The organism is Erwinia sp. S43, from assembly GCF_016624745.1.
Taxonomy (GTDB): domain Bacteria; phylum Pseudomonadota; class Gammaproteobacteria; order Enterobacterales; family Enterobacteriaceae; genus Erwinia; species Erwinia coffeiphila.
This window is the reverse complement of the sequence record NZ_JACVTX010000017.1, coordinates 26637-37195: the sequence shown is the minus strand read 5'-3', so window position 1 is coordinate 37195 and position 10559 is coordinate 26637. Positions and strand designations below refer to the sequence as shown.

General features: G+C 58.4%; 9 protein-coding genes. 8 read left to right on the top strand and 1 reads right to left on the bottom strand.

Annotation, left to right across the window (positions count from 1 at the left end):
* Positions 1–4 precede the first annotated feature (4 nt).
* The 7 genes from IBT47_RS18250 (at position 5) to deoR (ending at position 7112) form a co-directional block, all read left to right on the top strand.
* Positions 5–715: a GntR family transcriptional regulator gene (locus tag IBT47_RS18250; RefSeq protein WP_200561997.1), complete on the top strand. Its 711-nt coding sequence runs from the start codon at positions 5–7 to the stop codon at positions 713–715.
* Between the two features lie 28 nt (positions 716–743).
* Positions 744–2012, top strand: a complete 1269-nt coding sequence (gene urtA, locus IBT47_RS18245; protein ID WP_105594800.1) for an urea ABC transporter substrate-binding protein — start codon at positions 744–746, stop codon at positions 2010–2012.
* Between the two features lie 77 nt (positions 2013–2089).
* Positions 2090–3649 (top strand): urea ABC transporter permease subunit UrtB, encoded by a 1560-nt coding sequence (gene urtB / locus IBT47_RS18240; RefSeq protein WP_200561995.1) that lies wholly within the window; start codon positions 2090–2092, stop codon positions 3647–3649.
* Complete coding sequence (gene urtC / locus IBT47_RS18235; protein ID WP_123336405.1) at positions 3649–4725, top strand: urea ABC transporter permease subunit UrtC; 1077 nt, start codon at positions 3649–3651, stop codon at positions 4723–4725. The genes urtB and urtC overlap by 1 nt, the downstream gene beginning before the upstream one ends.
* Entirely contained in the window at positions 4718–5509 is a 792-nt protein-coding gene (gene urtD, locus IBT47_RS18230) for an urea ABC transporter ATP-binding protein UrtD (RefSeq protein ID WP_200561993.1), read from the top strand. Before urtC ends, urtD begins: the two co-directional genes overlap by 8 nt.
* Before the next feature lies 1 nt (position 5510).
* Positions 5511–6209: an urea ABC transporter ATP-binding subunit UrtE gene (gene urtE / locus IBT47_RS18225; protein ID WP_200561991.1), complete on the top strand. Its 699-nt coding sequence runs from the start codon at positions 5511–5513 to the stop codon at positions 6207–6209.
* A 159-nt stretch (positions 6210–6368) separates the two neighbouring features.
* A complete protein-coding gene (deoR, locus tag IBT47_RS18220) occupies positions 6369–7112 on the top strand; it encodes a DNA-binding transcriptional repressor DeoR (protein WP_200562068.1) in 744 nt (247 codons plus the stop codon).
* 125 nt (positions 7113–7237) lie between these two features.
* On the opposite strand, the gene IBT47_RS18215 is transcribed toward deoR, so the two are convergent.
* The gene (locus IBT47_RS18215) at positions 7238–8185 is read right to left on the bottom strand and encodes a 2-hydroxyacid dehydrogenase (protein ID WP_105594805.1); all 948 of its coding nucleotides are present in this window, start codon (positions 8183–8185) and stop codon (positions 7238–7240) included.
* A gap of 205 nt (positions 8186–8390) precedes the next feature.
* On the opposite strand from IBT47_RS18215, the gene ettA reads away from it, so the two are divergent.
* Positions 8391–10058 carry an energy-dependent translational throttle protein EttA gene (gene ettA / locus IBT47_RS18210; protein ID WP_200561989.1) on the top strand — a complete coding sequence of 556 codons (1668 nt, stop codon included), beginning with the start codon at positions 8391–8393 and terminating at the stop codon, positions 10056–10058.
* Positions 10059–10559: the final 501 nt, after the last annotated feature.

Sequence of the window (10559 nt, the reverse complement as noted above, 5' to 3'; positions counted from 1 at the left end):
AAACATGCAGGGATCGTCGCAAAAAAGCAGCAAAGATCGGCCGGAGGTGCTGGCCGATCGCGTCTACCACGCGCTGAAAAATGACATTTTCGACTTTCGTCTGATGCCGGGCGACCGCTTCAGCGAAAGCGAAATCGCCACGCGCATGGCGGTCAGCCGCACCCCGGTGCGCCAGGCGCTGTTTCGCCTGGAGCGTGAAGGCTATGTCGAAGTGTGGAACCGCCTCGGCTGGCAGGTTCGCCAGTTTGATTTTGCGTACTTCGAAGAGCTGTACGACCTGCGCACGGTGCTGGAGTGCGAGGCGGTGAAACGGCTCTGCCGCCTGCCCGCCCGGCAGTGCAGCGAGCTGCTCGACCGGCTGACGCGCTTCTGGATCGATGAACCGCGTCTGGCCGACTTTATCGCCGTTTCCCTGCATGACGAAGCGTTTCATATGGCGCTGGTTTCTGCCGCAGGCAACGAAGAAATGGCCCGTATTCACAGCGAGTTAACTGAAAAAATCCGCATCATCCGCCGCCTCGACTTCACCCGAGAGGATCGCGTTGATGCCACCTACAACGAACACGCGCAGATCTTAAACGCAGTACTACACCAGCAAAGCGAGGAGGCCCAACGAATTCTGACCGACCACATTGCCGTCAGTAGGGCAGAGGTCAGAAAAATCACATTGCATATGCTCCAGCAGGCGAGGCTACACACGGTTTCACCCACATAATCTTTTAAAAAATTTCAGGGGATTACTGATGAAAAGACGTTCATTGCTCAAGGCCTTTGCACTTTCTGCCACCGTTATTGGCATGGGATTATCCTGGAACGCTCAGGCGGCCGACACCATTAAAGTCGGCATTATGCACTCACTCTCCGGCACCATGGCGATTTCCGAAACGCCGCTGAAGGATGTGGCGCTGATGACTATTGATGAGATCAACGCCAAGGGCGGCGTGCTGGGCAAAAAGCTGGAGCCGGTGGTGGTCGACCCCGCCTCTAACTGGCCGCTGTTTGCGGAAAAAGCCCGCCAGCTGCTGACCCAGGATAAAGCCGCCGTGGTGTTTGGCTGCTGGACATCGGTATCCCGTAAGTCCGTTCTGCCGGTGTTTGAAGAGCTGAACGGTCTGCTGTTCTATCCGGTGCAGTATGAAGGCGAAGAGATGTCGCCAAACGTGTTCTACACCGGTGCCGCGCCAAACCAGCAGGCGATTCCGGCGGTTGAGTATCTGATGAGTGAAGATGGCGGTTCGGCAAAACGCTTCTTCCTGCTGGGTACAGACTACGTTTATCCGCGCACCACCAACAAGATCCTGCGCGCTTTCCTGCACTCTAAAGGCGTGAAGGACAGCGATATCGAAGAGGTCTACACGCCGTTTGGCTACAGCGACTACCAGACTATCGTATCCAACATCAAAAAGTTCTCTGCCGGTGGCAAGACGGCGGTGGTTTCCACCATCAACGGCGACTCTAACGTACCGTTCTACAAAGAGCTGGCTAACCAGGGCATCAAAGCAACCGATGTACCGGTCGTCGCCTTCTCGGTAGGCGAAGAAGAGCTGCGCGGGATTGATACCAAGCCGTTGGTCGGCAACCTGGCCGCGTGGAACTACTTCGAATCGGTGGATAATCCGGCTAACGCCAAGTTCGTTGCCGATTACAAAGCCTATGCCAAAGCGCACAAACTGCCGAACGCCGATACCGTCGTGACCAATGACCCGATGGAAGCCACCTATGTCGGCATCCATATGTGGGCGCAGGCGGTAGAGAAAGCGGGCACCACCGACGTGGATAAAGTCCGCGCCGCCATGGCCGGACAGACCTTTGCCGCGCCGGACGGCTTCACTCTGACCATGGATAAAACCAACCATCACCTGCACAAACCGGTGATGATTGGCGAAATCGAAGATAACGGCCAGTTCAACGTGGTGTGGCAGACCGATAAGCCGGTTCGCGCACAGCCGTGGAGCCCGTACATCGCCGGTAACGACAAAAAGCCTGATCACCCGGTAAAAACCACCAACTGATAGTCGCGTTCCGAAGGGCCAGGCGCTGCCTGGCCCGCTGAAATTCATCGCACCCGAGAAAAGCGAGAGAGCACACTATGATGCGATTGCTGCTAATACTGCTGTTCAGCCTGCCATGCCTTGCCGTGGCCGGACCGGCAGCGGACTTTTCCGCCGCCAGCCGCAGCGATCAGCTGAAGATTCTCCAGCAGTGGGCCGCCGCGCCGGACCCTGCCCGCCTGCCGCTGTTGCAGGCCCTGCACGGTGAAACTGTGGTTCTCGACGAGAACAAACAGCCCTTCAATCAGCTCAAAGACCAGCTGACGCCGCTGGAAGGCAGCGCTACGCCGGTGGGCACCACCAAAAAGCTGTTTATGAATAACCGGCTACGCACCATGATTGCCACCACGCTTGCCGCCCATCAGCTGGTCAGCCCGCAGGCCGCGACGCGGCTGAAGGCGGCACGCGCGCTGCAAAATGATGCTCAGCCCGATCAGCTGCCGCTGCTGCGCCAGAGGCTGGCGGCAGAGCAGGACAGCAGCGTCCATGCGGTATTAGCCCAGGCCGTTGCCGGGCTACAGCTGACCGACGGCGATCCGCAGGTGCGCCTGCAGGCGGTCAGAGTGCTGGGCGAAACCAGCGATCCGCAAACCCAGGCCAGCCTGGAACGCCTGCTGTCATCACAAAATGAAACGGATGCCACCGTACGCGCCGCCGCCGCCGATAGCCTCAAACAGATCCACCATCGCCTGATGCTGGGTGATGTGCTCGGCCAGGCATTTACCGGCCTGTCGCTGGGCTCCGTGCTGCTGCTGGCGGCACTCGGTCTGGCTATCACCTATGGTCTGCTGGGGGTGATTAACATGGCCCACGGCGAAATGCTGATGCTGGGTGCCTACGCCACCTGGATGGTGCAAAACCTGTTTCAGCGTTTTGCCCCGGAGTGGCTGGCATTTTATCCGCTGCTGGCGCTGCCGGTAGCCTTCTTTATTACCGCCGCCATCGGCATGGTGCTCGAACGTACCATCATTCGCCATCTTTATGGCCGCCCGCTGGAAACGCTGCTGGCGACCTGGGGCATAAGCCTGATGCTGATCCAGCTGGTCCGCGTCGTCTTTGGCACCCAGAACCTGGAAGTCGCTAACCCTGCCTGGCTTTCGGGTGGAATGCAGGTGCTGCCGAACCTCGTTCTGCCGTACAACCGCCTGGCGGTAATGGTGTTCGTGGCTGGCGTGCTGATACTGACCTGGCTGCTGCTCAATAAAACGCGTCTGGGCATGAACGTACGGGCGGTAACGCAGAACCGCGCCATGGCCGACTGCTGCGGCGTGCCCACCGGACGCGTGGATATGCTGGCCTTCGGCCTGGGTTCCGGCATTGCCGGGCTGGGGGGCGTGGCGCTTTCACAGCTGGGCAACGTCGGGCCCGAGCTGGGTCAGGGCTATATTATCGACTCCTTCCTGGTGGTGGTGACCGGCGGCGTTGGCCAGCTGGCCGGCACCGTGGTGGCCGCGCTCGGCCTGGGTATCCTCAATAAAGTACTGGAACCGCAGATCGGGGCCGTGCTTGGCAAAATCCTGATCCTCGTGCTGATCGTGCTGTTTATCCAGAAGCGGCCGCAGGGGCTGTTCGCCTTTAAAGGAAGGGTGATTGACTGATGACGCAACCCATGACGCTAACCGTGGCGCAGAAAGCGCCGCGTCTGACCCTCGGGCTGGGGGCGGTGCTGCTGCTGGCTCTGCTGGTGCTGCCGTTCCTCGCGCTGCTGCCGCAGGATAACCCGCTGGCGCTGTCAACCTATACGCTGACGCTGGTCGGCAAAATCCTCTGCTACGCCATTGTCGCCGTGGCTCTGGATCTGGTGTGGGGCTACGCCGGGCTGCTCTCGCTCGGCCACGGCCTGTTCTTCGCGTTGGGCGGCTATGCCATGGGTATGTACCTGATGCGCCAGGCCGCCGGTGATGGCCTGCCCGCCTTTATGTCGTTCCTGTCGTGGAGCGAACTGCCGTGGTTCTGGGCCGGAACGCAGCACTTCGCCTGGGCGCTGTGCCTGATCGTGCTGGTGCCGGGCGTACTGGCGCTGGTGTTCGGCTGGTTTGCCTTCCGCTCGAAGATCAAAGGGGTCTACTTTTCAATTATGACCCAGGCGCTGACCTATGCCGGTATGCTGCTGTTCTTCCGCAATGAAACCGGCTTCGGCGGTAATAACGGCTTCACCGGTTTTACCACCCTGCTCGGCTTCCCGATTACCACCACTGGCACGCGCATCGGGCTGTTTGTCGCCACAGTGCTGCTGCTGGTCATCAGCCTCGGCATTGGCTTTGCGCTGGCCCGCAGCAAGTTTGGCCGCGTGCTGACCGCAGTGCGCGATGCGGAAAACCGACTGATGTTCTGCGGCTACGATCCGCGCGGCTTCAAGCTGTTCGTCTGGACGCTGTCGGCGGTGCTGTGCGGGCTGGCCGGTGCGCTGTATGTGCCACAGGTCGGCATTATCAACCCTGGCGAAATGTCGCCGACCAACTCGATTGAGGCCGCCATCTGGGTCGCCCTGGGCGGTCGCGGAACGCTGATTGGCCCGATGCTGGGTGCGGCCATCGTCAACGGTGCGAAAAGCTGGTTTACCGTCGCCTTCCCGGAATTCTGGCTGTTTTTCCTCGGCCTGATGTTTATCCTCGTTACGCTGTTCCTGCCGCGTGGCGTGATTGGCCTGCTGCGCAGGAGGAAACATGACTGAACAACTGTTTACCCAGCCCCATCCGTCCGATCGCCACCGTGCGCAAACCGATCCGGTCCTCCAGTTGGATAAGATCAACGTTTCCTTTGACGGCTTCCGGGCGCTGACCGACCTGTCATTGCAGATTGGCGTGGGCGAGCTGCGCTGCATCATCGGCCCCAACGGCGCAGGAAAAACCACGCTGATGGACGTGATCACCGGCAAAACCCGGCCGGATAATGGCCGGGTAGTTTATGACCAGGATACCGACCTCACCACGCTATCGCCGCCGGAAATCGCCCGCGTCGGCATTGGCCGCAAGTTTCAGAAGCCGACGGTATTTGAGGCGCTGACGGTGTTTGAAAATCTGGAAATCGCGCTGAAAACCGATAAATCCGTCTGGGCCTGCCTGCGGGCAAAGCTGAACGGCGAGCAGCAGGATCGGATCGATGACGTCCTTAAGCTGCTACGCCTCGGCGGCAGTCGGCAGCGCACCGCCGGGCTGCTGTCCCACGGTCAGAAACAGTTCCTTGAGATCGGCATGCTGCTGGTGCAGGAGCCACATCTGCTGCTGCTGGACGAACCCGCGGCGGGAATGACCGATGCGGAAACGGAGTACACCGCCGAGCTGTTCCGCAGCCTCGCCGGAAAACATTCGCTGATGGTGGTGGAACACGACATGGGCTTTGTAGAAACCATTGCCGACCACGTGACGGTACTGCATCAGGGCCAGGTACTGGCGGAAGGATCGCTGCGTCAGGTGCAGGCCAACGAGCAGGTTATTGAAGTCTATCTGGGGCGCTGACATGTTAAAGGTATCGGAACTGAATCAGTACTACGGCGGCAGCCATATTTTGCGCGGACTGTCGTTTGAAGCCCGCCCCGGCGAGGTCACCTGCCTGCTGGGCCGCAACGGAGTGGGGAAAACCACCCTGCTGAAATGCCTGATGGGACTGATCCCCGCCAAATCCGGCACCATCAGCTGGCAGGATAAAGCGATTAACAATCGTAAGCCACACCAGCGGGTGCAGGCCGGGATCGCCTACGTGCCGCAGGGCCGTGAGATCTTCCCCCGCCTGACCGTGGAAGAGAACCTGCTGATGGGGCTGGCGCGTTTTTCCGGCGCGCAGGCCGCCAAAGTGCCGGAGGAGATCTGGCAGCTGTTCCCGGTGCTGCTGGAAATGCGGCAGCGGCGCGGCGGCGATCTTTCCGGCGGCCAGCAGCAGCAGCTGGCAATCGGGCGAGCGCTGGCCTGTAAACCACAGCTGCTGATCCTTGATGAACCCACCGAAGGGATCCAGCCTTCGGTGATCAAAGAGATCGGCGCGGTGATAGCCGGGCTGGCGAAACGCGGTGATATGGCGATCCTGCTGGTGGAGCAGTTCTACGACTTCGCCGCTGAACTGGCCGACAGCTATCTGGTGATGTCGCGCGGGGAGATTATTCAGCGCGGTCGCGGCGAGGATATGGAAGCGGACGGTGTACGCGGGCTGGTAGCGATCTGATGCCCGCCCTGGCCGCGCCTGTGTGCGGCCAGGATTGGCTTTCCGGCAGGTTTGCGTGGAATTTGCGGCGCTATCCTATTGAAGGTACACTCCAAATTGTCTGAAATGGCCAGGTTAATGTTGACCTTTACCGTCATTCGCCACATTGGAAGAACCATCATGGAAACCCGGCGCGACGAGCGCATAAACAAGCTGGCCCAGGCGCTGAAGCGCACCGATAAAATCCATCTGAAAGAAGCCGCCCGGCTGTTGGGCGTCTCTGAGATGACCATCCGCCGCGATCTGAATGAAGGTCCCGGTGCGGTGGTGCTGCTCGGCGGCTATATCGTTGCCGATCCCATCCGCAATCAGAGTCACTATTTTGTCTCCGACCAGATGAGCCAGCACGTTGAACAAAAACGGCTACTGGGTCTGCGCGCGGCGGCGCTGATTAATCCCAATGAGACAATTTACTTTGACTGCGGCACCACTATTCCGTGGATTATTGACGCGATTGACGACGATATGCCGTTTACCGCCGTCTGTTGTGCGGTGAATACTTTCCTCGCCCTGAAGGAAAAACCGGCCTGCCGGGTTATCCTCTGCGGCGGTGAATTCCACCCGGACAACGCCATGTTTACCCCACTGGGTCAGCTGTCGGTGATGGATAACCTCTGCCCGGATAAGGCGTTTATTTCCGCAGCGGGCGTAGATATCAAACAGGGTGCCAGCTGCTATAACCTGAACGAGCTGCCGGTAAAGCTGCTGGCGCTTCAGCGTGCACGCCAGCGGCTGCTGGTGGCTGACAGCAGCAAATTCGGCAAGGTGCTTCCGGCGCGCATCGCCGATCTCAGCGCCTTCGACGGTCTGATTAGCGATGCCGCTCCGCCGCAGGACCTGGGAATTCCGGTGATCTGCCCGTAAAGCGGGCATCCCTCCCGGCAGCCATTTACTCCCTGCACGCTAAAAAGCCTGATTTCCAGGGAGGCTTATCCGCAACTGAAGGTCGCCCCGGCTTTACGGCACGGCGACCGCCAGCCCCTCAGGCGTTAAGATTGATCGTTAAGGATCGCCTCGCCGTCTCGCAGACGGCGCAAATTCTCGCACACCCCGGCCACGATCCCGCTGATTGAAATATCGGTCACGCCACCGATATGCGGCGTAGCGATTACGTTGTGGCGGAACAGCACATCCTGCGGATCGGGCGGCTCCTGCCAGAATACGTCCAGCCCTGCACCAGCCAGCTGCCCGCTATCCAGCGCCGCCAGCAGTGCGCCCTTCTCAATCAATCCACCGCGCCCCACGTTAATCAGGAAGCTGCCGGGCTTCATCTTCGCCAGCGCAGGTTCATCGATAATATGGTGGGTTTCCGGGTTATCCGGCAGGCTCAGCACCACAAAATCAGACTCGGCCAGCAGCTGCGGGAGCTGTTCCATAGTGCCCAGCCAGTCCAGCCGATGGCGGCGGGCAAATTCTGCGTCTACGCTGCGCTTTACGCCGATCGTCCGCATCTCAAACGCCGCCAGCCTCTGCGCCAGCGCCTTACCGATGCCGCCGAGGCCCACCAGGCCCACGGTTTTTCCCTTCAGCCCCAGGCCTATGGGCTGCCCAAGCCGACGATCCGCCAGCATCTGCGGCACTTCGCTGGCTTTACGCGCCAGGCCCAGCATCATCCAGATTGCCAGCTCGGCAACCGAATCCGCATTGCCGGAGATATCGGTCGGCACGTTGGCGACCGCGATGCCGCGAGCGCGGGCGGCGGCGATATCCACCCGCTCCAGTCCGGCACCCGACTGCTGGATCAGCTTCAGCCGATCGGCCGTTTGCAGCAGCGGCTCGCTGACCTGGGTCATGGTCGGGATCAGCGCATCAAACCCGGCCAGGCTCTTCCCGGCCTGCTCTGCGGAAGCGACAAATTCAACGTCGGGCAGCGTCTCTCGTAGCTGCTGGATCATACCGCCCCAGGCATTTTCTTGCGCCGCGATCAGGACTCTCATCGATATCTCCATAATTTATAAGGCAAAAAAATTAGCATAACGTTACATGGTGAGAAATCAAACAGATATCCGCTTGTTGGGGTGATATCGGGATAATCCGCTGCAAGGTGGCTGTGATTAAGTGGGGAAAACAGCTAAACTCCGTGGTTTGAAGGGGCAACAGTGCGCCCTGCTAATAACTCAGACCATAAGAGGCTCAATCTACGTGGCTCAATTCGTCTATAGCATGCATCGCGTCGGCAAAGTCGTGCCGCCGAAGCGTCATATTCTAAAGAACATCTCACTCAGCTTCTTCCCGGGTGCCAAAATCGGCGTGCTCGGCCTGAACGGTGCGGGTAAATCTACCCTGCTGCGCATTATGGCCGGTATCGATAAAGACATCGAAGGCGAAGCGCGTCCACAGCCGGGGATTAAGATCGGCTACCTGCCGCAGGAACCACAGCTGAACCTGGAACACACCGTGCGCGAATCGGTGGAAGAGGCCGTTGCCGAAGTGGTTGGTGCACTGAAAGGTCTGGACGAGGTATACGCGAAGTACGCAGAGCCGGATGCAGACTTCGACAAACTGGCCGCACAGCAGGGCAAGTTTGAAGAGATTATCCAGGCGCACGACGGCCACAACCTCAACACCCAGCTGGAACGTGCTGCCGATGCGCTGCGCCTGCCGGACTGGGATGCCAAAATCGCCAACCTGTCCGGTGGTGAACGCCGCCGCGTGGCGCTGTGCCGCCTGCTGCTGGAAAAACCAGACATGCTGCTGCTGGACGAACCAACGAACCACCTGGACGCCGAGTCCGTGGCCTGGCTGGAACGCTTCCTGCACGACTTCGAAGGCACCGTCGTGGCGATTACCCACGACCGTTACTTCCTGGATAACGTAGCGGGTTGGATTCTGGAGCTGGACCGTGGCGAGGGTATCCCATGGGAAGGCAACTACTCCTCATGGCTGGAACAGAAAGACGCGCGTCTGGCGCAGGAAGCCTCAAGCGAAGCCGCACGCCGTAAATCGATTGAGAAAGAGCTGGAGTGGGTGCGCAAAGGCGCCAAAGGCCAGCAGTCGAAAGGTAAGGCACGTCTGGCTCGCTTCGAAGAGCTGAACAACACCGAATACCAGAAACGTAACGAAACCAACGAGCTGTTTATTCCACCTGGAGCCCGTCTGGGTGACAAAGTGCTGGAAGTCAGCAACCTGCGTAAATCCTACGGCGACCGCCTGCTGATTGACGATCTGAGCTTCTCCGTACCGAAGGGTGCGATTGTCGGGATTATCGGCCCGAACGGCGCGGGTAAATCCACGCTGTTCCGCATGATGTCCGGTCAGGAACAGCCTGATTCCGGCGAAATCGTGCTGGGTGAAACCGTTAAGCTGGCCTCGGTCGATCAGTTCCGCGACAGCATGGACAACTCCAAGACCGTATGGGAAGAAGTGTCCGGCGGGCAGGATATTATGCGTATCGGCAACACCGAGATGCCAAGCCGTGCCTACGTGGGTCGCTTTAACTTTAAAGGCGTCGACCAGGGCAAACGCGTGGGCGAACTGTCCGGCGGTGAGCGCGGTCGTCTGCACCTGGCGAAGCTGCTGCAGGTTGGCGGCAACATGCTGCTGCTCGATGAACCGACCAACGACCTGGATATCGAAACCCTGCGCGCGCTGGAAAACGCCCTGCTGGAGTTCCCGGGCTGTGCGATGGTTATCTCGCACGACCGCTGGTTCCTGGACCGTATCGCGACCCACATTCTGGATTACCAGGATGAAGGCAAGATCGAGTTCTTCGAAGGTAACTTCACCGAATACGAAGAGTACAAGAAACGCACGCTGGGCGCCGACGCGCTGGAGCCGAAGCGTATCAAGTACAAGCGTATGATTAAGTAAAACGAAACCGGCGGATTCTCCAGGACTCTGCCATTTCAACGCCTTCAAGCCACGGCCTTAGACCGTGGCTTTTTTTATCTGTACCGGAAATCCTTCCCCCTCTTTTGAACATCATCCTGTAAAAATATTTATTACACGTTTTCTATTTGTAAAAGTTAACGTCTATTTAAGCATTATAAGTATAATCTCAATAATCTCCCATATCGCTGGAGGTGGGGGTCCTGCTAATTATGCGATGTAATCATCTTTAATTCAGCGAATTTTCACTATAAAGAAAGAATAATACACCGCCCCACTCTAACTTCCAACATCACAGAGAGGCATCTCGTTGAATTTAATGAAAAAACACTTATCGAACATTTCTTTGGTAATATTTCTTATTTTTTTATTTTTTCAAAATTATTAGTAGTACAGCTATTGTGTTGCTAATTGACTTGATTTAACATTCTCATCCTAGAAGATTGTTAAATAACACACCTGATTTATCGAAAATCTACGTAT